Raw genomic sequence first — 22,595 nt, 5'->3', positions numbered from 1 at the left:
CCGCTCGCCGAAATGGCTCGTAGGGGCCGTGCCGCGTGATTAGTGTGGCGGCCCATGACCCAGCCTTCGCCCTCGTCGACCCCGTCCTCCCAGCCGCCGGCACAGGCCGTGAACCAGCCCTCGTATCTGCGGTACCCGCATCTGCACGGCGAGTTGATCAGCTTCACCGCCGAAGACGACGTCTGGGCGGCGCCTCTCGACGGCGGCCGCGCCTGGCGGGTCAGTGCCGACAACGTGCCCGTCTCGCATCCACGGTTCTCCCCGGACGGTACGCACATCGCCTGGACCTCCACCCGGGACGGTGCGCCCGAGGTGCACACCGCCCCGGTCGACGGCGGCCGCTCGACCCGGCTGACGTACTGGGGCAGCTGGGAGACGTCCGTACGCGGCTGGCTGCCCGGCTCGGAGGACGGGCTTGACGGCGGGGTCCTGGCGATCAGCACCTACGGGCAGCCCTCCGTGCGCCGGACCTGGGTGCGTGCCGTCCCGCTGGACGGCGGCCCGGCGCGCCTCCTGCCGTACGGCCCGGTCGGCGACGTGGCATACGGCCCGGGCGGGGCCGTCCTGCTGCTGTCGGCCACCACGGGCCGCGAAGCGGCCCACTGGAAGCGCTACCGGGGCGGTACCGCGGGCAAGTTGTGGATCGCCCGCGAGGCCGACCAGCCGTTCGAGCGGCTGCACGAGGCGCTCGACGGGAACCTCGAGTGCCCGCTGTGGGTCGGGGACCGTATCGCGTTCCTCTCCGACCACGAAGGCGTCGGCGCGCTCTACTCCTCCCTCTCCGATGGCTCCGACCTGCGCCGTCACACTCCCCTGGAGTCCCCGGGCGAAAGCTGGGGGAGCCAGGGCACGGCCGGCTTCTACGCCCGCCACGCCGCCACCGACGGCACCCGCGTCGCGTACTGCCGGGCCGGTGAACTCTGGCTGCTGGACGATCTGGACAGCGCCGAGCCCCGCCACCTCGACATCCGCCTCGGCGGACAACGCAGCGATCTCCAGCCGTGCCCGGTGCGCGCCGCCGCGCATCTCGAAGACGCTCGCCCCGACCACACCGGGCGCGGCAGCGCCGTCGAGATCCGCGGTGCCATCCACTGGATCACCCACCGCGAGGGCCCGGCCCGCGCGCTGGCCGCCGAGCCCGGCGTACGGTGCCGGATGCCGCGGGTCTTCCGGACGGGCGGCGCGGAGTGGGTCGTATGGGTCACGGATGCCGAGGGCGAGGACGCTCTCGAGTTCGCGCCCGCCGGCGGCACGGCTCCGGATACGGCCCCGCGGCGGCTCGCCGCCGGGCAGCTCGGCCGAGTCCTCGACCTCACCATGGCGCCTGATGGCAGCCGTGCCGCCGTCGCCTCCCACGACGGCCGCGTCCTGCTCGTCGAGCGGGTATCGGGTGAGGTCCGCGAGGTGGCTCGGAGCGCGTACGGTGACGCCGACGGCCTGGTCTTCTCGCCCGACTCCGGCTGGCTGGCCTGGTCCCATCCAGGGCCCGGCCCGCTGCGCCAGCTGAAGCTCGCCAACACCGCCGACCTGTCCGTCGCCGACGCCACCCCCTTGCGCTTCAACGACTTCTCACCCGCCTTCACCACCGACGGCAAACACCTCGCCTTCCTCTCCGAGCGGGCCTTCGACCCCGTCTACGACGCGCACGTCTTCGACTTGGCGTTCGTCGGCGCGTGCCGTCCGCACCTGCTGACGCTCGCCGCCGACACGCCCTCGCCCTTCGGCCCGCAGCGGCACGGCCGCCCCGCTGACGGCGACACCGGCGACCACGGCGGCGATGAGGGCAAGCCGCCGGTGACCCGTATCGACCTCGACGGTCTCGCCGACCGGGCCGTGCCCTTCCCCGTCGAGGCCGCCCGCTACTCCACCCTGCAGACCGCCGGGAACGCCGTGCTGTGGCTGCGCCACCCGCTGCGCGGCGTCCTCGGCTCGGCCCTGGCCACCCCTGACGCCGACGGCCCGACCACCTGTCTGGTCCGCTTCGACCTGGGACGGCGCCGCGTCGAGGAACTCGCCCAGGACGCCTACGACTTCGCGGTCAGCGGTGATGGCAAGCGAGTGCTGTTCGCCACGGGCGAGAAGCTGCGCCTCGTACTGTCCGACAGCAAGTCCGGCTCCGACGAGGACGACGAGGACGACAGCCGCCTCACCGTCGACCTCTCCCGGATCCGGCAGACCGTCGATCCAGCGGCCGAGTGGCGCCAGATGTACGCGGAGGCGGGCCGCCTCATGCGGGACAACTTCTGGCGGCCCGACATGGGCGGCACCGACTGGGACGCGGTCCTCGACCGCTACCGCCCGCTGCTCGCCCGGGTGGCCACCCACGACGACCTCACGGACCTGCTGTGGGAGGTGCAGGGGGAGCTCGACACTTCGCACGCCTTCGTCGCCCCGCCCGGCGGTTACGGCAACCCCACCCACCGCCAGGGCCTGCTCGGCGCCGACATATCCCGGCACACCGGCGACGGGGCGGAGGCCCCCGCCTGGCGCATCGACCGCATCCTCCCGTCGGAGACCTCCGACCCCGAGGCACGTTCGCCGCTCGCCGCTCCCGGTGTGGCCGTACGGCCGGGGGACACGATCCTCGCCGTCGACGGCCACCGGGTGGATGTCGTCACGGGGCCGGGGCCGCTGCTGGTCGGCGCGGCAGGCAAGCCGGTCGAGCTGACGATCGGCCCGGCCGGCGGCGGCGACCCCCGCCACGCCGTCGTCCTACCGGTCTCCGACGAGGAGCAGCTGCGCTATCACGCGTGGGTCGCCGACCGGCGCGCCTACGTCCACGAGCGGTCGGGCGGCCGCCTCGGCTACCTTCACGTGCCCGATATGCAGGCGCCCGGCTGGGCCCAGATCCACCGGGACCTGCGGGTCGAAGTCGCCCGCGAGGGCCTGGTGGTGGACGTCCGGGAGAACCGCGGCGGCCACACGTCCCAGCTCGTGCTCGAGAAGCTGGCCCGCCGGATCGTCGGCTGGGACGTGCCCCGCGGCATGCGGCCCACCAGCTATCCGCAGGACGCGCCCCGCGGCCCGGTCGTCGCCGTCGCCAACGAGTTCTCCGGCTCCGACGGCGACATCGTCAACGCGGCGATCAAGGCGCTGGGCATCGGCCCGGTGGTCGGCACCCGCACCTGGGGTGGTGTCATCGGCATCGACAACCGGTACCACCTCGTCGACGGCACATCCGTCACCCAGCCCAAGTACGCCTCCTGGCTGGAAGGTTACGGATGGGGCGTGGAGAACCACGGCGTCGACCCGGACGTGGAGGTCGTCCACACCCCGCAGGACTGGGCGGCCGACCGCGACCCGCAGCTCGACGAGGCCATCCGCATCGCCCTGGCGGCCCTCGCCGAGAACCCGGCGAAGACCCCGCCGGACCTGCCGTAACCGTTCGCGCGGGGCGACTGTAGGGAGCGGCTTTCCGGGGTGCGGGGGGCCGGGGGCCAGGGCCTCCGGACCCCGGCCCCCTCCGACGCACCTGGTGTCCGCCTGAGCCGATCGATGCATGCCGTCGGACACGGACGGCCAGGGGCATGGCCGATAGCATGCGTGCGTACGAGATCGTCAGCAGCCGCACCACGGTCTTCGTGGGGCGGACCCGAAGGAGATCCGGGCACATGGCGGGAGAACCACAGGCGGACTGCCTGTTCTGCAAGATCGTCGCAGGGGAGGTCCCCGCGACGGTCGTCCGCGAGACCGAGACGACCGTCGCGTTCCGCGACATCAACCCCCAGGCGCCGACCCACGTGCTCGTCGTCCCGAAGGCGCACTACCGGGACGCCGCCACCCTCGCGGCCGCGGAGCCGCAGCTCACCGCCGACCTGCTCCGCGAGGCGGGCGAGGTCGCCGCCGAGGACAAGGTCGTCGGCACCGGCTACCGCATCGTCTTCAACACCGGCTCGGGCGCCGGCCAGACCATCTGGCACGCCCATCTGCACGTGCTCGGCGGCCGCGGCCTCGACTGGCCACCCGGATAGCCCCGGCAAGGACCGACGTTGACCGCACGCGAACTCGTCGTCCTCGGCACCGCGAGCCAGATCCCCACCCGGCACCGCAACCACAACGCGTACCTGCTGCGCTGGGACGGCCACGGCATCCTGTTCGATCCCGGCGAGGGCACCCAGCGGCAGATGACCCTCGCGGGTGCCGCCGCCCACGACCTCGACCGGATCTGTGTCACGCACTTCCACGGTGACCACGCGCTCGGCCTCGCCGGTGTGATCCAGCGCATCAACCTCGACCGGGTCCCGCACCCCGTCACCGTGCACTACCCGGCGAGCGGCAAGCACTTCTTCGACCGGCTGCGCTACGCCACGGCCTACCGCGAGACGGTCCAGCTGCTCGAGCAGCCGCTCTCCGGCGACGGCGGCGTGCTGGTCGCCGACCGGGACTTCACCCTGGAGGCCCGTCCGCTCTCGCACCGCGTCGAGGCCTTCGGCTACCGCCTCACCGAGCCGCACGGCCGGCGGATGCTGCCGGAGCGGCTGGCGGCGTACGGGATCACCGGCCCCGACATCGGCCGCCTCCAGCGCGACTCCACCCTCACCACGGCGGACGGCAGGACCGTCACCCTCGACGAGGTGAGCGCGTCGCGGCCGGGCCAGAGCTTTGCGTTCGTCATGGACACCCGGATGTGCGACGGCGTGCACGCTCTCGCCGCGGGCTGCGACATGCTCGTCATCGAGTCGACCTTCCTCGACCAGGACGCTCGACTGGCGGAGGAGTACGGGCACCTGACAGCAGGCCAGGCAGCCGGTGCGGCGGCGGAGGCGGGCGTACGCCATCTGGTGCTCACGCACTTCTCGCAGCGCTACTCCGACCCCGCGGAGTTCGAGCTGCAGGCGCGGGCGGCAGGCTTCGAAGGGGACTTGACCATCGCCCGTGACCTGCTGCGCGTCCCGCTGCCGAAACGGCGCTGAGCGCGCTCTCGACCGGTCCGGCCGCTGTCCGGCCCGACCCTACGATGGAGGGCAGGCACAGGGTGCGACGCATGGGCCGGCGGCCGGTCCGGGAGCACCAGGGAGCGCACGATGAGGGAACGAAGGGAACGAAGAGAGCCGGCGGGGTGGCACACGGCCGGCGCCGGGCACCGGAACGGGGCGGTGGACACCACGGCGGTCGGCACCACCGCACACGGTCACCTGGTGGACCCCCTCGCCCGACTCCGTACCGCCGGCGACCCGCCGGTCGACGTCTACCTCACCGGCACCGTCTTCCTCGACATCATCTTCACCGGCCTCGACAGCGCTCCGGTGCGCGGCACCGAGTCCTGGGCGCGCGGCATGGGCTCCAGCCCCGGCGGGGTCGCCAACATGGCCACTGCCCTGGCCCGGCTCGGTCTGCGCACCTCACTCGCCGCGGCGTTCGGCGACGACATGTACGGCGACTACTGCTGGGACAGCCTCCAGAACGGGGAGGGCATCGACCTGTCCCCGTCGCACCGGGTGCCGGGCTGGCACTCCCCGGTCACCGTCTCCATGGCGTACGAGGGCGAGCGCACCATGGTCTCCCACGGCCACGAGGCGCCGCCGCCCGACCTCGAGGAAGGTGCGCCCACGCATCCGCCGCCCTCCCGCGCCTGCGTCGCCGCGCTGGCCCCCGGCCGCCAGGAGGACTGGATCGCGACCGCCGCCCGCCGCGGCACCCGGATCTTCGCCGACGTCGGCTGGGACGACACCGGCCGCTGGGAGCTCTCCGCCCTGGCCGACCTGGGCCGCTGCGAGGCCTTCCTGCCCAACGCCGAGGAGGCGATGCGCTACACCCGCACCGACTGCCCCCGCGCCGCCGCCCGCGCACTGGCCGAGAAGGTGCCGCTCGCCGTCGTCACGCTGGGCGCCGAAGGTGCGTACGCCGTCGACGCCGGCACCGGTGAGACCGCGTCCGTGCCCGCCATCGAGGTCGAGGCGCTGGACCCGACCGGAGCCGGGGACGTTTTCGTCGCGGGCTTCGTCACCGGCACGCTGGCGGGCTGGCCGCTCGCCGACCGGCTCGCCTTCGCGGGTCTGACCGCCGCGCTCTCGGTCCAGGAGTTCGGCGGCTCCCTCTCCGCCCCCGGCTGGGTGGAGGTGGCCGCCTGGTGGCAGCACGTGAAGGCCTACGACGACCAGGTGGCCGCCCTGCGGCACTACGCCTTCCTCGACGATCTGCTCCCCGCCGCCGCGCGGCCCTGGCCGCTGCGCCGCGCCGTCCCCACGATCGGCTTCCGGCAGCACTGAACCGGGACGGAAAAGGACTCGGGTGTTGTCGGTGCTCCGTCGTAGGCTTGAGATATCACAGGCCGCGCGGACCGCGTGCGGCACGTCGAGCACAGAAGGCGGGGTCAGCAGGCCAGAGGGCCGGCCCATGACTCAGACACCGACACGATCGCAGGCAACCGCCCACTTCACCGTCTCGCCGAAGCATCCCATGGTGATGGTTCTGGGGTCCGGGGATTCGCTACTGCGCGTGATAGAGAAGGCGTTCCCGTCGACCGACATCCATGTGCGCGGCAACGAGATCAGCGTCACCGGGGAGTCCCGGGAAGTCGCGCTGGTGCAGCGCCTGTTCGACGAAATGATGCTGGTGCTTCGCACCGGAGCGCCGATGACGGAGGACGCAGTGGAACGCTCGATCGCCATGCTCCGCGAGGAGACCGAGGGCGCAGACGCGGTCGAGACCCCCTCAGAGGTACTGACCCAGAACATCCTCTCCTCCCGCGGCCGGACCATCCGTCCGAAGACCCTCAACCAGAAGCGGTACGTCGACGCCATCGACAAGCACACGGTCGTCTTCGGCATCGGCCCCGCCGGCACCGGCAAGACCTATCTCGCGATGGCCAAGGCCGTGCAGGCCCTGCAGTCCAAGCAGGTCAACCGGATCATCCTGACCCGGCCGGCGGTCGAGGCGGGCGAGCGGCTCGGCTTCCTGCCCGGCACGCTCTACGAGAAGATCGACCCGTATCTGCGCCCGCTCTACGACGCGCTCCACGACATGCTGGACCCGGACTCGATCCCGCGGCTGATGGCAGCCGGGACGATCGAGGTCGCTCCGCTGGCCTATATGCGCGGTCGGACGCTCAACGACGCGTTCATCATCCTCGACGAGGCGCAGAACACGAACCCCGAGCAGATGAAGATGTTCCTCACCCGGCTCGGGTTCAACTCCAAGATCGTGGTCACCGGCGACATCACCCAGATCGACCTCCCGGGCGGCACGACGAGTGGTCTGCGCCAGGTCCGGGACATCCTGGTGGGCGTCCGCGACCTCCACTTCTCCTACCTGACGAGCAACGACGTGGTCCGCCACAAGCTGGTCAGCCGTATTGTCGACGCCTACCAGAAGTACGACGACAGCAACGGAAAGTAAGACACAGCGCACCATGTCGATCGACGTCAACAACGAATCCGGCACCGACATCGACGAGCAGGCGATTCTGGACGTCGCCCGCTACGCCCTCGCCCGGATGCGCATCCACCCGCTCTCCGAGCTGTCGGTGATCGTCGTCGACGCCGCCGCCATGGAGCAGCTCCACATCCAGTGGATGGACCTGTCCGGCCCCACCGATGTCATGTCCTTTCCGATGGACGAACTCCGGCCGCCGGTCAAGGACGACGAGGAGCCCCCGCAGGGGCTCCTCGGGGACATCGTCCTCTGCCCGGAGGTGGCCAGGAAGCAGGGCGAGGAGGCGCCGACCGAGCACTCGATGGACGAGGAGCTCCAGCTCCTCACCGTCCACGGCGTTCTCCACCTCCTCGGTTACGACCACGAGGAGCCGGGTGAGCGGGCGGAGATGTTCGGGTTGCAGAAGGCCATCGTCGACGGCTGGCGCGCCGAGCGCGGGGTCGAAGGCCCCTCTCCGGCCCCCACGACGCGATGACGACGGGGCAGCGATCATGCAGCGGACCGACCCCATCGCCCGGACGCGCCCGACGACGGAAGCGCCGATGACCGTACGCCCCACGCCGGAACCGCCCTCAGCTACCTCCCCCAGCTATCGCTGGGCGGTGCCCCCAGGGAGGTGCCTCCAGCCATGACCGGGCAGCTCGTCGTCGCCGCCGTCCTGCTGGTGGTCATCGCCTGGCTGGCCGCCTGCGCCGAGGCCGGCCTGGCCCGCACGACCCGCTTCCGCGCCGAGGAGGCCGTACGATCCGGGCGGCGCGGCAGCGCCAAGCTGCTCGCGGTCGCCGCGGACCCGACCCGCTACCTCAATGTCGCGCTGCTGGTCCGGGTCGCCTGCGAGATGGCCGCCGGCGTCCTCGTCACCTACGTCTGCCTGCAGGAATTCGACGAGACCTGGGAGGCGCTGGTCGTCGCGATCGGCGTGATGGTGCTCGTCAGTTACGTGGCCGTGGGCGTCTCGCCGCGCACCATCGGCCGCCAGCACCCGGTGAACACGGCCACCGCCGCCGCGTACGCGCTGCTCCCGCTCGCCCGCATCATGGGCCCCGTCCCGCAGTTGCTGATCCTCATCGGTAACGCGCTCACTCCCGGGAAGGGCTTCCGCAAGGGCCCGTTCGCCTCCGAGGCGGAGCTGCGCGCGCTGGTCGACCTGGCCGAGTCGGAGCAGCTCATCGAGGCCGAGGAGCGCCGCATGGTGCACTCCGTCTTCGAGCTGGGTGACACCCTCGTCCGCGAGGTGATGGTGCCGCGCACCGACCTCGTGGTCATAGAGCGGGCCAAGACCGTCCGCCAGGCGCTCACCCTCGCGCTGCGCTCCGGCTTCTCCCGTATCCCGGTGACCGGCGAGAACGAGGACGACGTCGTCGGCATCGTCTACCTCAAGGACCTGGTGCGGAAGACGCACATCAACCGGGACGCCGAGAACGATCTGGTCTCCACGGCGATGCGGCCGGCCGTCTTCGTGCCCGACACCAAGAACGCGGGCGATCTGCTGCGCGAGATGCAGAAGGACCGCAACCATGTGGCGGTCGTCATCGACGAATACGGCGGCACGGCCGGCATCGTCACCATCGAGGACATCCTCGAGGAGATCGTCGGCGAGATCACCGACGAGTACGACCGCGAACTGCCGCCGGTCGAGGACCTCGGCGACGGCACGTACCGCGTCACGGCCCGGCTCGACATCGGAGACCTCGGCGACCTGTACGGCCTCGAGCTGGACGACGAGGACGTGGAGACGGTCGGCGGACTGCTCGCCAAGTCGCTTGGCCGGGTGCCGATCGCGGGCGCGACGGCCGAGGTGGACGTCTCCGAGGACGCCGCCGACCTCTCCCTCGAGGCGCTGCGCCTCACCGCGGAGTCCCCGGCGGGGCGCCGGAACAGGATCGTCACGGTCCTCGTGCAGCCCGTCCGCACCGGCACCGGCGGCACAGCGGTGCAGAGCGTCGCCGAGGACACATCCCGCGGCGAACCCCGGTCGTAGCCGCGGGCCGCGGGCAGGGGCATCCCGCGACGGCCCGCCGGGCCGGGGGGTCCCGCGGGATCTCTATGATCCTCAGCATGAGTGAGAGCACCGAGCTGGACCCCGAGGACCGCAAGATCATCACCCTGGCCCGCTCCGCCCGGGCGCGCAACGCGGTGCCCGAGGGTGCGGCCGTACGGGACGAGACCGGGCGTACGTACGTGGCGGCCACGGTCGACCTCGCCTCGCTCAAGCTCAGCGCGCTCCAGACGGCCGTCGCCATGGCCGTCGCCAGCGGCGCCACGTCCCTGGAGGCCGCGGCCGTCGTCAGCGACGCCGAAGCAGCCTCGGACGCCGATCGCTCCGCCGTGCGCGACCTCGGCGGCCCGGACACCCCGGTCCTCCTCGCCGCCCCGGACGGCACCCTGCGCGCGACCGTCTCCGCCGGGTGACGGGGCCGCGGCCGTGGCGGCGTACCCGACCCGCGGGCGGCTCAGCCAGCAGTGCGGGACCGCTTCGGGGCCCCGGCCCGGACGGGGTGGTCGGGAGGGCCCGGACGATCGGGGAGAATGGGCGCCATGAGTGACCGATCCCCCTCACCCCAGGCCGCGCCGGACGGCGCCCCGCACCGCGCGGGCTTCGCGTGCTTCGTCGGCCGCCCCAACGCGGGCAAGTCGACCCTGACCAACGCACTGGTGGGGACGAAGGTCGCGATCACCTCCACCCGGCCGCAGACCACCCGGCACACCGTCCGGGGCATCGTGCACCGGCCGGACGCCCAGCTCGTGCTCGTCGACACCCCGGGCCTGCACAAGCCCCGGACGCTGCTCGGCGAGCGACTGAACGACGTCGTACGGACCACGTGGGCCGAGGTCGACGTCATCGGTTTCTGCCTGCCCGCGGACCAGAGGCTCGGCCCGGGCGACCGCTACATCGCCACCGAGCTGGCCGGCATCAAGCGCACCCCCAAGGTCGCGGTCGTCACCAAGACCGACCTCGTGGACTCCCAGCGGCTCGCCGAACAGCTCATCGCCGTCGACCGGCTCGGCAAGGAACTGGGCCTGGAGTGGGCGGAGATCGTTCCGGTCTCGGCCGTCGCCGCGGAGCAGGAGGCGAGACGCCATCCCCCGGCCGACGGCAGCGGCCGGAACGGTGCCGGCCAGGTCGGACTCCTCGCCGACCTCCTCGTCCCGCTGCTCCCCGAGGGCCCGGCGCTCTACCCCGAGGGCGACCTCACCGATGAGCCCGAGCAGGTGATGGTCGCCGAGCTGATCCGCGAGGCCGCGCTGGAGGGCGTGCGTGACGAGCTGCCGCACTCGATCGCGGTCGTGGTCGAGGAGATGCTGCCGCGCGAGGGCCGCCCGGCGGACCGGCCGCTGCTGGACGTCCACGCGAACATCTACATCGAACGGCCCAGTCAGAAGGGCATCGTCATCGGCCCCAAGGGCGCCCGACTGAAGCAGGTCGGCAGCACGTCGCGCACGCACATCGAGGCCCTGCTCGGAACCCCGGTCTTCCTGGACCTCCATGTGAAGGTCGCCAAGGACTGGCAGCGCGATCCGAAGCAGCTGCGGAGGCTGGGTTTCTGAACCGGCCGGGCGAGGGCGCCGCCGAGCCGCGCGAACCGGCGGTGGGGTCAGCCGGCCCGGGCGGCCCTGCCCCTGCTCAGGCGGCTTCCTTCAGCACCCGCGAGATCAGCTTGCGCTGCGGCTCGCTGAGCCGCGGATCCGAGCAGTACACCGTGCGGTCGTCGATCGTGATCTGATAGCTGAAGCCGTCGGGTACGCCGATCGGGGGCGTGCCCCGGCCTTCTGCGACAGCCTGCTCGGCCAGGGCGTACCACTCCTGGGCGTCGGCCCGCCCCGAGGTGTCCACCTCGGCATGGCGCTCGACCCCCGCGAACCCTCCGGTGCGCTTCACCTGAATTCGCATGAGTCCTCTGTACCCGCTCCGGCGGTCACGTACCGGGTTTCCGGTCGCCGGTCGCCACACCCACCTGCGACCAGGCCTTCAGCAGCGCCTGGCGCTCCGCACCGTCGCCGTAGCGGGCCTGCGCCGCGGCGATCGTGAGCCGTGCGAAGCCGGCGAAGTCGGCGTCCGGGGCCAGCTCGCCGCCGGTCAGCACGTCGTACCAGATCTGCCCGGCACGCTCCCACGCGTGGCCACCGAGGGCCTCGGCCGCGAGGTGGAAGGCGCGGTTCGGGATGCCGGAGTTGATGTGCACCCCGCCGTTGTCGCTGCTGGTACGGACGTAGTCGGCCATCGTGGCCGGCTGCGGGTCCTTGCCCAGGACGTCGTCGTCGTACGCCGTGCCGGGGGCCTTCATCGAGCGCAGTGCGACGCCGCTGACGCGCGGGGCGAGCAGCCCGGCGCCGATCAGCCAGTCGGCCTGGTCGGCCGTCTGCCCCAGCACATACTGCTTGATCAGCGAACCGAACACATCGGAGATCGACTCGTTCAGGGCCCCGGACTGGCCGTAGTACTCGAGGTTCGCGGTGTACTGCGTGACGCCGTGCGTCAGTTCGTGGCCGATCACCTCCACCGGGAGCGTGAAGTCGAGGAAGATCTCGCCGTCGCCGTCGCCGAAGACCATCCGCTCGCCGTCCCAGAAGGCGTTGCCGTAGTCCTCGCCGTAGTGGACGGTCGCCTCCAGTGGCAGTCCGGAGCCGTCGATCGACTGGCGGGAGTAGGCGGTGAGGAAGAGCTCGAAGGTCGCGCCGAGCCCGGCGTATGCGCGGTTCACGGTCGCGTCCCCGGTCGGCTCGTCGCCCTCGCCCCGCACCTTGCGGCCGGGCAGCTCCTCGCGGTGCCCGGCGTCGCAGACCGTGCGGTCCGGCCGGTCTGCCGGTCCGCGGCGCGCGGTCACGGCGGACGCCCCGACGACGGCGGTCAGCCGGCGGCGGGTGCGCTGCGCGGCGTCGCGCTCCAGCGTCCGGCGGGCGGGACGGGCCAGAGCGGGGTCCCCGGACCGGGCGAGCCGGTCGAGCAGGTGCGGCGGGACGATGGTGCAGAAGACGGGATGTACGGAAGGTACGGTCATGCAGCGCAATGTCGCACAGGGTCACCCCGGTGTCACTGATGGCAAGCGTGATTAATGAAATGGAGTGATCGGTCACTCTTTGCCCGTTACCAGTTCTGGTCTTGCATACTGATACGGACTCGGTGTCCTCCATGCGGCTCGGCTAAGCTGCTGCGCATCATGCGTTTCGGGCTGCTTCTTCTTAGCTGCCGCGGCGAGGGCCTGTAGTCGTAGGCCGACCCCCTCCCCGCGGAGTCCGGTGCTGCCCCAGCTGCCGCCGTCGGCCGTCGAAGCCCCTTCGACAGGAGCCCAGCGCACATGACGACCTCCTCCAACTCCACCGGCGAGCATCCGGTCGGCCGCCCCACGCCCGTCACCGCGGCCACCGTGACCCAGCGCCCCTCCGGGATGCCGATCCACAAGTACGGCCCGTACGAGGCCGTGGACATCCCGGACCGCACCTGGCCCGAGCAGCGCATCACCAAGGCGCCCCGCTGGCTGTCCACCGATCTGCGCGACGGTAACCAGGCGCTGATCGACCCGATGTCCCCGGCTCGTAAGCGCGCGATGTTCGACCTCCTGGTGAGGATGGGCTACAAGGAGATCGAGGTCGGCTTCCCCTCCTCCGGGCAGACGGACTTCGACTTCGTCCGCTCGATCATCGAGGAGGGCGCGATCCCCGAGGACGTGACGATCTCCGTCCTCACCCAGGCGCGCGAGGAGCTGATCGAGCGCACCGTCGAATCGGTGCGCGGCGCGCACCGGGCGACCGTCCACCTGTACAACGCCACCGCCCCGGTCTTCCGCCGCGTCGTCTTCCGCGGCACCCGCGAGCAGGTCAAGGCCATCGCCATCGACGGCACCCGGCTGGTGATGGAGTACGCCGACAAGCTGCTGGGCGACGAGACGGTCTTCGGCTACCAGTACAGCCCGGAGATCTTCACGGACACCGAGCTGGACTTCGCGCTGGAGGTCTGCGAGGGCGTCATGGACGTCTGGCAGCCCGAGGACGGCCGTGAGATCATCCTCAACCTGCCGGCCACCGTGGAGCGTTCGACGCCCAGCACCCACGCCGACCGCTTCGAGTGGATGTCGCGGAATCTGTCGCGGCGCGAGTACGTATGCCTGTCCGTGCACCCGCACAACGACCGCGGTACCGCCGTCGCCGCCGCCGAACTGGCGATCATGGCCGGCGCGGACCGGATCGAGGGGTGCCTGTTCGGCCAGGGCGAGCGGACCGGCAACGTCGACCTGGTGACGCTGGGCATGAACCTCTTCTCCCAGGGCGTCGACCCACAGATCGACTTCTCGCAGATCGACGAGATCCGTCGCACTGCCGAGTACTGCAACCAGATGACCATCCACCCGCGCCACCCCTACGCGGGCGACCTGGTCTACACCGCCTTCTCCGGCTCCCACCAGGACGCCATCAAGAAGGGCTTCGAGGCGCTCGAGGCGAGCGCGGCGGAGCAGGGCAAGACGGTCGACGAGATCGAGTGGGCCGTGCCGTACCTGCCGATCGACCCGAAGGACGTCGGCCGCTCCTACGAGGCGGTCATCCGGGTCAACTCCCAGTCCGGCAAGGGCGGTATCGCCTACGTCCTGAAGAACGACCACAAGCTGGACCTGCCACGCCGGATGCAGATCGAGTTCTCGAAGCTGATCCAGGCGAAGACCGACGCCGAGGGCGGCGAGGTCACGCCCCAGGAGATCTGGTCGGTCTTCCAGGACGAGTACCTGCCGAACCCGGACAACCCGTGGGGCCGCATCCAGCTCCGCGCCGGCCAGAGCACCACCGACAAGGACGGCACGGACACGCTCACCGTCGAGGCGGTCGTGGACGGCACCGAGACGGTGCTGACCGGTACCGGCAACGGACCGATCTCCGCCTTCTTCGAGGCACTGAACGCGATCGGCGTCGACGTCCGGCTGCTCGACTACCAGGAGCACACGATGAGCGAAGGCGCCAGCGCCCAGGCGGCCTCGTACATCGAGTGCGCCATCGAGGGCAAGGTCCTGTGGGGCATCGGCATCGACCCCAACACGACCCGGGCGTCGCTCAAGGCCGTCGTCTCCGCGGTCAACCGGGCGTCCCGCTCCTGACCCGACGCCGTTTCACCGGCTTTCACGCCGTCATCGCACGTCACCGCGGCCCCGAGCGCCTCGCAGCGCTTGGGGCCGCGGACGCGTGTGCACAGGGTGCTGACTACGCATCAAGGAGTGGCTAACATCACCCCAGCACGGCGCCGTTGCCGAAGAGTCACCGCAGCGCAGCGGTCCGTGTCCGGGTGATTCGGGCCAATGCGCCGGAGGTGCGCAAATGCAGCGCGTGTGGGGAGTGCGCACGACCTGGCGCACGGTCGGCGACGGCGAGTTCTTCTGCCCGGAGTGCGGCGGAGACCGCAACTACCGCCGTCGCGCCGGTCGTCGCAGGCTCGCCGTGTTCGGTCTGCCGCTCCTCTCGCGCGGCGCCACGGGCCCCGTCGTCGAATGCTCAGCCTGCGGAGGCCGGTTCGGCGCGGACGCGCTCGACCACCTCACCAGCACCCGCTTCTCCGCCATGCTCCGTGACGCTGTGCACACGGTCGCCCTGGCCGTCCTCGCGGCAGGCGGAGCCGAGGACCGCACGGTCCGGGAGACCGCCGTCGGCGCCGTGCGCGAGGCCGGCTTCGAGGACTGTACGGGGGAGCAGCTCCTCGCCCTCGTCGAGTCGCTCGCCGCCGACACCGGCCGGCTGCCGGGCTCCTTCGACGAGGGATTCGAGGGCGGCACGGCCCTGGCCATCGAACTCCACGAGGCCCTGGACCCCATCGCCCCGCACCTGGTCCCCGCAGGGTGCGAGAGCATCCTGGTGCAGGGCGCCCGGATCGCCCTCGCCGACGGCCCGTACACGCCGACCGAGCGCGAAGCCCTCGCCGCCGTCGGGCGCGCCCTCCGGATCAGCTGTGAGGACACCGAGCGCGTGCTGCAGGCCGCGGCCCGGATGCCTTCCTGAGGGTCCCTGGGCCCCCGCGAGCCGAGTGCGGTCCGAGCCGCCTGTGGGCCCTTCAGTCGACCAGTCCGCGCCGGGCGGCCGCCACCCCGGCCGCGAACCGGCTCTGCGCGCCCAGCTTTTCGGCGATCTGTGTCATCAGCCGTCTCAGTGTCCGCTCCGAGCAGCCGAGCCGACGGGCGATGCTCTCGTCCTTGGCGCCCGCGGCGAGCAGTGCCAGCACCTCTCGTTCCTGGGGTGAGAAATCCTGCGCGGCATCCGGCTGCCGGCCGGACGCCGGGCTTCCGGAGTACGGCTTGCCGAGGTCCCAACTGTGCTCGAACACCTGCAGAAAGCATCGGGCAAGCCGGGGACTGTGCAGGATCACGTCGCCGTCCCGGCCGTGCGGATCGGGCCCGACGGCCATCACCGTGATCGCGCGGTCGACGATGTTCATGTACAGCGGGAGGGCCGGCACGACCCGGACGGCGGCTCCGCCGTCGAGCAGCATGTCGAGATAGCGGACGACCCCCGGCCCCCGGAGCGCCTGCGCGGACACCAGCATCCGGAAGGCGACCCCCTGCCGCAGCATCCGGTCGTCGGAGACCAGACTCGCCTCCAGCACCGCGGGTTCCGGGAAGGTGTTGCGCATCGCGACGAACTCCTCCCGGCTCAGCGCGTCGAGGTCGTCCAGCCGCTTCCGCAGCCGGTCCCGGTCCTCGAAGAACTCGACCTCCACCGTCTCCCGGCCCCATCGCCGCGTCGAGGGGAACAGGGCCAGGACGTCGTCGATGGCCCGGATGTTGCGCGCGAGCGCCCCGACCGCCGACCGCAGCTGCTGCTCGTGGTCCAGCAGCAGTTCCCGCAGCGCCCGTTCGGGCGCGCTGAGCCGCGACCGCCGTACGTCGAGCAGTCCGCGATCGGTGAGCCACTGGGCGATGTCTTCCGGGAGAGCGCGGAGCTCCTCGGCTTCCCGGGCGGTGTCACGGCGGCCGGGGTCGGTGATCCGCTCGACCAGGGTCGCGTAGACGTCTCCGGCCGCTGCCGCCTCGCGGGCGCCGGCCTCCGTTGGACATGGCGGCTCATCCGGCCCGTTGGGCGGACGGCCGCCGGTGCGGCAGTGCTCGGCAGGCATAGCCGCACGATAAATCGCCGGGGAGCCGCCGACCAGACCGGTGAACGAGCCGGCCCCGCAACCCTGGCCGGGACCGGTCACGCCGGATCCGGCCGGGGTCAGCGTCCTGTTACCGCCGTTAACGTCGTCAACGCCCACCCCCCACAGGGGCCGGCACCGCCCAGGGGGCGGTGCCGGCCTTGATGGCCTGCGAGGAACTGGCTGACCAGTCGGCTGACGGCTCGTGTGGAGATCATGCGGGCGTGTTGGGGGCGGTCGTCACAGGGGTGATGGGGGCTGCGCCGCTCGGCGAGGACGGTGTGCTGATCGTCCACGAGCCCGACTACTCCGCGGGCTCCTTCGGCCGCCGCTTCACCCGCCCCGAACTGACCGCCGCCTTTTCGGAGGAGGGATGGCAAGTCCCGGAGGACGACGCCATCGAGCTGCACGCCATCGACCCGGAGAGTGACGCGGACGCGCTGCGGCTGCCCGGCTACTACGCGGTCCTCCGCCGCCGCCCCATGCGCTGACGCGCATGGTGGCGACGATGCGCTGAGCTGCGGCCCGACGCCCGCAGCGCCCAGCGCAGCTCGACGGAGAGCCGCACCATCCGTGCGCGCTGTGCTAGCTGGCGGGCGTCCACACGGCCGCGCCCTCGGCAAGCCGAGCCGCCCGGCACGGGGTGAGCCTCGCGCACACTGCGCCGACCAGCCCGCTCGCCGCGGCGGTGCGCCGCCGGCCTCAGTGTGCGGATGTCATCATCCGGGGGCAGCCTTGTAAGCCTGGCAGAGGAAGACCGTGGTGGAAGAACAACAGTCGGATACGCTGCGACGCGCTCGGGCGCAGGCACTCGCGGGCGGAGTCAGGGAGAAGTCCGTCAGTCAGGTGCTCGGGCGCGTCCTCGCCGTACAGGCACAGGATCTCGCCGCCGCCGGGCTCGGGCTGCGGGTACGCGCCCGGGACCTGACCGCCGCCGACGTCGCCCGGGCGACCGACACCGACCGCACCGCCGTCCGCGGCTGGTTCCTGCGCGGCACTCTGCAGCTGGTTCCCGCGGCCGACGCCCGCTGGCTGCTTGCCCTGCTGGGCCCGGCCTTCCTCGCGCTCAGCGCGCGTCGCTACCGCGAACTCGGCCTGGACGAGGCCCTGTGCGAGCGCGCCGAGCGCCTGATCGTCACGGCGATCGACGGCGAAGGACCCCTCACCCGCAGTGAGCTGACCGAGCGGCTGACGGCCCTCGGTGTCGATCCCCAGGGCCAGTCCGCCTTCCATCTGATCCGCCGGGCCGCACTGGCCGGCCGGATCTGCCACGGCCCGCAGCGGGCGGGCGAGGCGACGTTCGTCCTCCTCGACGACTGGATTCCCGCAGCCCCAGGGCCACTGCCCTGGGAAGGCGAGACCGCCGAAATCGAACTGGCCTGCCGCTATCTCGCTGCCCACGCCCCCGCCACCGTGCAGGATTTCGCCCACTGGTCCGGGCTCAAACTCACGGTGTGCAAAAGGGCCTGGGGCGCAGCGGCAGAGTCGGGGCGGCCAGAACAGGCACCCGTTTCGGCGGAAGGGCCTGACGTACGGCTGATCCCCGCGTACGACAACTATCTCGTCGGCTACCGCAGCCGGGAGCTGTCCGTACCCGCCGACCATGAGCGGCGAGTCTGGCCCGGCGGTGGGCAGATCCGGCCGACAGTGCTGGTCGACGGCTGGGCCATCGGCACGTGGAGCCGCCCTGCCCGCGGCGGCGACGTGCGGTTCGAGCCCTTCCCCGCGAGCGCCCCGGTCTCCCGCGCGGTGTCGGAGGGGATTGCCGCCGAGGCGGCCGATGTTGCACGTTTCTGTATTTCCGCTACGACCGCTCACGATGGGCCGGATTCGTAACCGGGCAATAACTCGGTCTGTCGAGCGTCGCTGCCATCCGCCAAGTCCTGAACCCCATCAGAAGAGGCCGTTGACATGGCACTCGCCCGGCACGCCGATATCAATCGATTCTGGTTCGGGCGGACCGTCAGCAATTTCGGAGACAAGATCTCGCTGCTCGCTCTGCCCACTCTCGCGGTCGTGGTACTCGACGGATGCGCGTTCGAGGTTGGCGTGCTCGGCGCGCTGCGCTTCCTCCCCTTCCTGCTGTTCGCACCCCTCGCCGGTCTCGTGGCGGACCGGGTGTCGCGCCGCATGGTCATGATCGTGGCCGACCTGGGCCGCTTCGCCACGCTCGCCACCGGGCTCGCCTCTGGACAGCACATAGATTCAACAGCCCCCCGTTGTTGTCCGAGCTGCCGCGCCGCGGCAACGCTACAGGACGCCTGTACGGGGATGGAGGGCTTGTGCAGGACCTGTTATCGCCTTGGGGAGACGCGGAGTTGACGTCAGCCGTCGGTGGCTCCGCTGAGCGTCAAGGGGCCCGCCGAGCACCTTGGCGATGGCTGCCAGGCGGACGGTGACGACCGGCCGGTGCAAGCGGGATCACCGAGGGATCGGGCCCGGTGCTCTAGCGTCGCGCCATGGACTGACGTGACTGTCCGGAGGTGGATGATCATGATGCGGGTTGGGCGGCTTGTGCGGATCGCCGGGTGGACCGCCGGCGTGGGCGGTGCGGCCGCTGCGACCTGCCTGGGACTGGTGACCGGGGCGGTGCCCCTCGATGTGGGCGTGGGGCGGCGCAGCCGCGTTCTGGGGCCACGGACCCTCGACATCGCGGCACCCAGGGATGTCGTGTTCGACGTGGTGGCCCAGCCGTATCTGGGCAGGACCACCCGAGCCATGCGGGAGAAGGTGAATGTCCTCGAACGCGGCAACGACATGGTGCTGGCCGAGCACTTCACCCCGCTGGGCGGCCGACTGAAGGCGGTCACGGTGGAGACGGTGCGGTTCACCCGGCCCGAGCGCATCGACTTCCGCCTGGTCCGAGGCCCCGTACCACTGGTGATCGAGTCCTTCGTCCTGACCGACCACCCGTCCGGGACCCGCCTGGTGTACGAGGGGCGGATGGGCACGGACCTGTGGTGGCTCGGAACGTGGTGGGGCACCAAGGTGGCCGGCCGCTGGGAAAGCGCAGTCGCCGATTCGCTGGCGGCGGTCAGGACCGAAGCAGAACACCGGGCCGCCCGCCGGTGAACACGCCGCCCCCTCAGTGAGCGCGCTTACAGTTCCGGGCCGTGAGGTGCCCGTAGCGTTGCGCGTGTGGTGCTACGACTCGTCCTCGGCACGGTGTACACGGCGATGGCCGTCGGCCAGCTCGCCTCTTTCCCCCGCATGCCCGGGATTCTGTCCGCCTACGGGCTGGTGGACGGGGCCACCGCGGCGGTCCTGGCGGCCGGGCTGATCGTCGGTGAGCTGGTGTGCGGGCTGTGGTTCCTGGCCCGCCCCAGGTCGACGGCGATCGCGCCGGTATGGGTGTACACCGCCGTGTCCGTGGTCTGGAGCTCGCTGGCGGTGCAGGCATACGTCCGCGAGCTGACGGTGGACAACTGCGGCTGCTTCGGGGTGTACCTGACACAGCGGCTCGGCTGGTTGGTGCTGGCCCAGGAAGCGCTGACGCTGCTGTACGCGGGCGTGCTGCTGCGCGGCGCCCGCCGGGCACGGGCCGCTGCTGCCTCCCCCGACCAGGGGCACGACAACGATGACGTGAAGGCGGAAACGCGATGACGGTGGACGACACGGCACGACCGGCACAGGCGGCAGCGCAGACGCCCGCCCCGCTCCCGGCCAAGAAGGACCGGGACGAGGTCTTCATCGAGTTCACCAAGTCGATCTGCCCGCTGTGCAAGACGCCCGTGGACGCCCAGGTCAACATCCGCGAGAACCGGGTCTATCTGCGTAAACGCTGCCGCGAGCACGGGCAGTTCGAGGCCCTGGTCTACGGCGACGCGGAGGATTACCTGTCCTCGGCCCGGTTCAACAAGCCCGGCACCATCCCGCTGACGTTCCAGACCGAGGTGCGGGACGGCTGCCCGAGCGACTGCGGGCTGTGCCCGGAACACAAGCAGCACGCCTGCCTGGGCATCATCGAGGTCAATACCGGCTGCAATCTGGACTGCCCGATCTGCTTCGCCGACTCCGGCCACCACGGGGACGGGTACTCGATCACCCACGAGCAGTGCGCGCGGATGCTGGATGTGTTCGTGGCGAGTGAAGGGGAGGCGGAGGTGGTGATGTTCTCCGGCGGAGAGCCCACCATCCACAAGCACATCCTGGACTTCATCGACCTCGCCCAGGACCGGCCCATCAGGAACGTCAACCTCAACACCAACGGCATCCGCCTCGCCACCGACCAGCGGTTCGTCGCCGAACTGGGCAAGCGCAACCAGGTCCCCGGCAAGTCGGTGAACATCTACCTGCAGTTCGACGGCTTCGACGAACGCACCCACATCGAGATCCGCGGCCGCGACCTGCGGACGTTCAAGCAGCGAGCTCTGGACAACTGCGCCGAGGCCGGGCTGACGGTCACCCTGGTCGCCGCCGTCGAGCGGGGGCTGAACGAGCACGAACTCGGCGCGATCATCGAGTACGGCATCGATCACCCGGCCGTGCGGTCGGTGGCCTTCCAGCCGGTCACCCACTCCGGTCGGCACGTGCCCTTCGACCCGCTGAACCGGCTCACCAATCCCGACGTCATCCAACTGATCAACCAGCAGTTGCCTCGGTGGTTCAGGAAAGGCGACTTCTTCCCCGTCCCGTGCTGTTTCCCCACCTGCCGGTCCATCACCTACCTGCTGGTGGACGGGGAGCCGGGCAACCGGACCGTGCTGCCCATCCCCAGACTGCTGCAGGTCGAGGACTACCTGGACTACGTGACCAATCGCGTGATGCCCGACGCCGGAATCCGGGAGGCACTGGAGAAGCTGTGGTCCGCCTCCGCGTTCATGGGCACGGAGACCACCGAGGACAAACTACGGGCCACCGCGGAGGCACTGGACTGCGCGGACGCGTGCGGCATCGACCTCCCCTCGGCGGTCAAGGAGCTGAACGACAAGGCGTTCATGATCGTGGTGCAGGACTTCCAGGACCCCTACACCCTCAACGTCAAGCAGCTGATGAAGTGCTGTGTGGAGGAGATCACCCCGGACGGACGGCTGATCCCGTTCTGCGCATACAACTCCGTCGGCTACCGCGAGCAGGTCCGCTCGCAGCTGTCCGGGGTGCCCGTCGCGGACGTGGTCCCCAACGCCCTGCCGCTCGCCGGACGGCTCGCCGACACCCCGTACGGCTCCAAGACCGCGGCCGGTGAGGAGGGCACCCGATGACGGACCGGAACCCCGGTGCACGGGATGCGTCCAGTGACGGCCTCAAGGCGTGCTGTGCCGCCGCGTACTCCTCCGACGTGGTCGCCCTCCTGCTCGGGGACTCCTACCACCCCGGAGGGGCCACCCTCACCAGGCGCCTTGCCGACCTCCTGGGTCTGACGCAGGACTGCCGCGTCCTCGATGTGGCCTCCGGCCGCGGCACCACCGCCCTCCTCCTCGCCGACGCCTACGGGGTGCGGGTGGACGGCGTGGACTACTCCCCGGCCAACACCGCCCTCGCCCAAGGGGCCGCCTCGGCCGCGGGATTCGGCGACCGGGCCGTCTTCACCACCGGCGATGCGGAGCGCCTGCCCTACCCGGACGGCGTGTTCGATGCGGCGGTGTGCGAGTGCGCGCTGTGCACGTTTCCGGACAAGGCCGCAGCAGCCGCCGAGTTCGCCCGCGTCCTCGCGCCCGGTGGACGGGCCGGCATCAGCGACGTCACCGCCACCCCCGACCGGCTTCCGCCGGAACTGACGTCTCTCGCCGCGCGGATCGCCTGCATCGCCGACGCCCGCCCCCTGCCCGAGTACGCGGAGATCCTGGCCGCCGCCGGGCTGCGTACCGTCCGCACCGAGGGCCACGATGCGGCCATGACGCGCATGATCGACCAGATCGAGGCGCGGCTGAACCTGCTGCGCCTGACCGCCGCCGCCAAGCTCGTCGACGCCGGCGTGGACCTGGACGCGGCCCCGGAGGTGCTGCGGGCCGCCCGTGCCGCCGTCGCGGACGGCGCCCTCGGCTATGCCCTGCTGATCGCCGAGAAGTCCCCCTGACGACCACCGGTTCTACCGGCTGGTACGTAAGCGCCCTCACATACCTGTGCGCAGCATCGGCCATAGCGTCGCCACAAGAGCAGGAACTCGCACAGAGAGGAT

Annotated in this window: 21 protein-coding genes; 18 read left to right on the top strand and 3 right to left on the bottom strand. The window is 71.3% G+C overall.

The features are described from left to right. The first annotated feature begins 54 nt into the window (after window positions 1-54). The 9 genes from ACTWQI_RS02440 (at window position 55) to ACTWQI_RS02400 (ending at window position 10,923) form a co-directional block, all read left to right on the top strand. Window positions 55-3,381 carry a S41 family peptidase gene (locus ACTWQI_RS02440; protein ID WP_443266907.1) on the top strand — a complete coding sequence of 1,109 codons (3,327 nt, stop codon included), beginning with the start codon at window positions 55-57 and terminating at the stop codon, window positions 3,379-3,381. A 230-nt stretch (window positions 3,382-3,611) separates the two neighbouring features. After that, window positions 3,612-3,971, top strand: a complete 360-nt coding sequence (locus ACTWQI_RS02435) for a histidine triad nucleotide-binding protein (RefSeq protein WP_443267171.1) — start codon at window positions 3,612-3,614, stop codon at window positions 3,969-3,971. Window positions 3,972-3,989: 18 nt separating this feature from the next. Next, window positions 3,990-4,913 carry a ribonuclease Z gene (locus tag ACTWQI_RS02430; protein WP_443266906.1) on the top strand — a complete coding sequence of 308 codons (924 nt, stop codon included), beginning with the start codon at window positions 3,990-3,992 and terminating at the stop codon, window positions 4,911-4,913. Between the two features lie 111 nt (window positions 4,914-5,024). Next, complete coding sequence (locus ACTWQI_RS02425; RefSeq protein ID WP_443266904.1) at window positions 5,025-6,209, top strand: carbohydrate kinase family protein; 1,185 nt, start codon at window positions 5,025-5,027, stop codon at window positions 6,207-6,209. 127 nt (window positions 6,210-6,336) lie between these two features. Next, a complete protein-coding gene (locus ACTWQI_RS02420; protein WP_443266902.1) occupies window positions 6,337-7,338 on the top strand; it encodes a PhoH family protein in 1,002 nt (333 codons plus the stop codon). 13 nt (window positions 7,339-7,351) lie between these two features. Next, a complete protein-coding gene (ybeY, locus tag ACTWQI_RS02415) occupies window positions 7,352-7,849 on the top strand; it encodes an rRNA maturation RNase YbeY (RefSeq protein ID WP_443266900.1) in 498 nt (165 codons plus the stop codon). Between the two features lie 153 nt (window positions 7,850-8,002). After that, window positions 8,003-9,355, top strand: coding sequence for a hemolysin family protein (locus ACTWQI_RS02410; protein WP_443266898.1), 1,353 nt, complete (start codon window positions 8,003-8,005; stop codon window positions 9,353-9,355). A gap of 77 nt (window positions 9,356-9,432) precedes the next feature. Continuing rightward, window positions 9,433-9,786, top strand: a complete 354-nt coding sequence (locus tag ACTWQI_RS02405; RefSeq protein WP_443266896.1) for a cytidine deaminase — start codon at window positions 9,433-9,435, stop codon at window positions 9,784-9,786. Between the two features lie 117 nt (window positions 9,787-9,903). Continuing rightward, window positions 9,904-10,923: a GTPase Era gene (locus ACTWQI_RS02400; RefSeq protein ID WP_443266894.1), complete on the top strand. Its 1,020-nt coding sequence runs from the start codon at window positions 9,904-9,906 to the stop codon at window positions 10,921-10,923. Window positions 10,924-10,999: 76 nt separating this feature from the next. On the opposite strand, the gene ACTWQI_RS02395 is transcribed toward ACTWQI_RS02400, so the two are convergent. After that, window positions 11,000-11,266, bottom strand: a complete 267-nt coding sequence (locus ACTWQI_RS02395; RefSeq protein WP_443266892.1) for a protealysin inhibitor emfourin — start codon at window positions 11,264-11,266, stop codon at window positions 11,000-11,002. Between the two features lie 25 nt (window positions 11,267-11,291). Continuing rightward, on the bottom strand, window positions 11,292-12,374 hold the full coding sequence (locus tag ACTWQI_RS02390; RefSeq protein WP_443266891.1) for a M4 family metallopeptidase: 1,083 nt from the start codon (window positions 12,372-12,374) through the stop codon (window positions 11,292-11,294). Window positions 12,375-12,671: 297 nt separating this feature from the next. Here ACTWQI_RS02390 and leuA point away from each other — a divergent pair, with 297 nt between their 5' ends. Both leuA and ACTWQI_RS02380 read left to right on the top strand, forming a co-directional pair. Beyond that, on the top strand, window positions 12,672-14,456 hold the full coding sequence (gene leuA / locus ACTWQI_RS02385) for a 2-isopropylmalate synthase (protein WP_443266889.1): 1,785 nt from the start codon (window positions 12,672-12,674) through the stop codon (window positions 14,454-14,456). A 217-nt stretch (window positions 14,457-14,673) separates the two neighbouring features. Next, window positions 14,674-15,348 (top strand): TerB family tellurite resistance protein, encoded by a 675-nt coding sequence (locus ACTWQI_RS02380; protein ID WP_443266887.1) that lies wholly within the window; start codon window positions 14,674-14,676, stop codon window positions 15,346-15,348. 52 nt (window positions 15,349-15,400) lie between these two features. On the opposite strand, the gene ACTWQI_RS02375 is transcribed toward ACTWQI_RS02380, so the two are convergent. Then, window positions 15,401-16,459 (bottom strand): LuxR C-terminal-related transcriptional regulator, encoded by a 1,059-nt coding sequence (locus ACTWQI_RS02375; protein WP_443266885.1) that lies wholly within the window; start codon window positions 16,457-16,459, stop codon window positions 15,401-15,403. 242 nt (window positions 16,460-16,701) lie between these two features. Between ACTWQI_RS02375 and ACTWQI_RS02370 the strand changes: the two genes are divergently transcribed. The 7 genes from ACTWQI_RS02370 to ACTWQI_RS02340 all read left to right on the top strand — a co-directional run bounded on the left by ACTWQI_RS02370 (window position 16,702) and on the right by ACTWQI_RS02340 (window position 22,493). Continuing rightward, entirely contained in the window at window positions 16,702-16,968 is a 267-nt protein-coding gene (locus ACTWQI_RS02370) for a hypothetical protein (RefSeq protein WP_443266883.1), read from the top strand. Between the two features lie 271 nt (window positions 16,969-17,239). Next, on the top strand, window positions 17,240-18,313 hold the full coding sequence (locus tag ACTWQI_RS02365; RefSeq protein ID WP_443266881.1) for a winged helix DNA-binding domain-containing protein: 1,074 nt from the start codon (window positions 17,240-17,242) through the stop codon (window positions 18,311-18,313). A 75-nt stretch (window positions 18,314-18,388) separates the two neighbouring features. After that, complete coding sequence (locus tag ACTWQI_RS02360) at window positions 18,389-18,799, top strand: hypothetical protein (RefSeq protein ID WP_443266879.1); 411 nt, start codon at window positions 18,389-18,391, stop codon at window positions 18,797-18,799. Window positions 18,800-18,970: 171 nt separating this feature from the next. Next, entirely contained in the window at window positions 18,971-19,549 is a 579-nt protein-coding gene (locus ACTWQI_RS02355; RefSeq protein WP_443266876.1) for an SRPBCC family protein, read from the top strand. A 66-nt stretch (window positions 19,550-19,615) separates the two neighbouring features. Then, complete coding sequence (locus ACTWQI_RS02350) at window positions 19,616-20,080, top strand: MauE/DoxX family redox-associated membrane protein (protein ID WP_443266874.1); 465 nt, start codon at window positions 19,616-19,618, stop codon at window positions 20,078-20,080. After that, window positions 20,077-21,678 (top strand): radical SAM protein, encoded by a 1,602-nt coding sequence (locus ACTWQI_RS02345; protein ID WP_443266873.1) that lies wholly within the window; start codon window positions 20,077-20,079, stop codon window positions 21,676-21,678. Before ACTWQI_RS02350 ends, ACTWQI_RS02345 begins: the two co-directional genes overlap by 4 nt. Beyond that, complete coding sequence (locus ACTWQI_RS02340) at window positions 21,675-22,493, top strand: class I SAM-dependent methyltransferase (protein ID WP_443266872.1); 819 nt, start codon at window positions 21,675-21,677, stop codon at window positions 22,491-22,493. The genes ACTWQI_RS02345 and ACTWQI_RS02340 overlap by 4 nt, the downstream gene beginning before the upstream one ends. Window positions 22,494-22,595 lie beyond the last annotated feature (102 nt).

It is taken from the genome of Streptomyces sp. KR80, assembly GCF_052245555.1.
In the GTDB taxonomy this organism is placed as follows: Bacteria; Actinomycetota; Actinomycetes; order Streptomycetales; family Streptomycetaceae; genus Streptomyces.
This window is presented reverse-complemented; position numbering and strand designations above follow the sequence as displayed.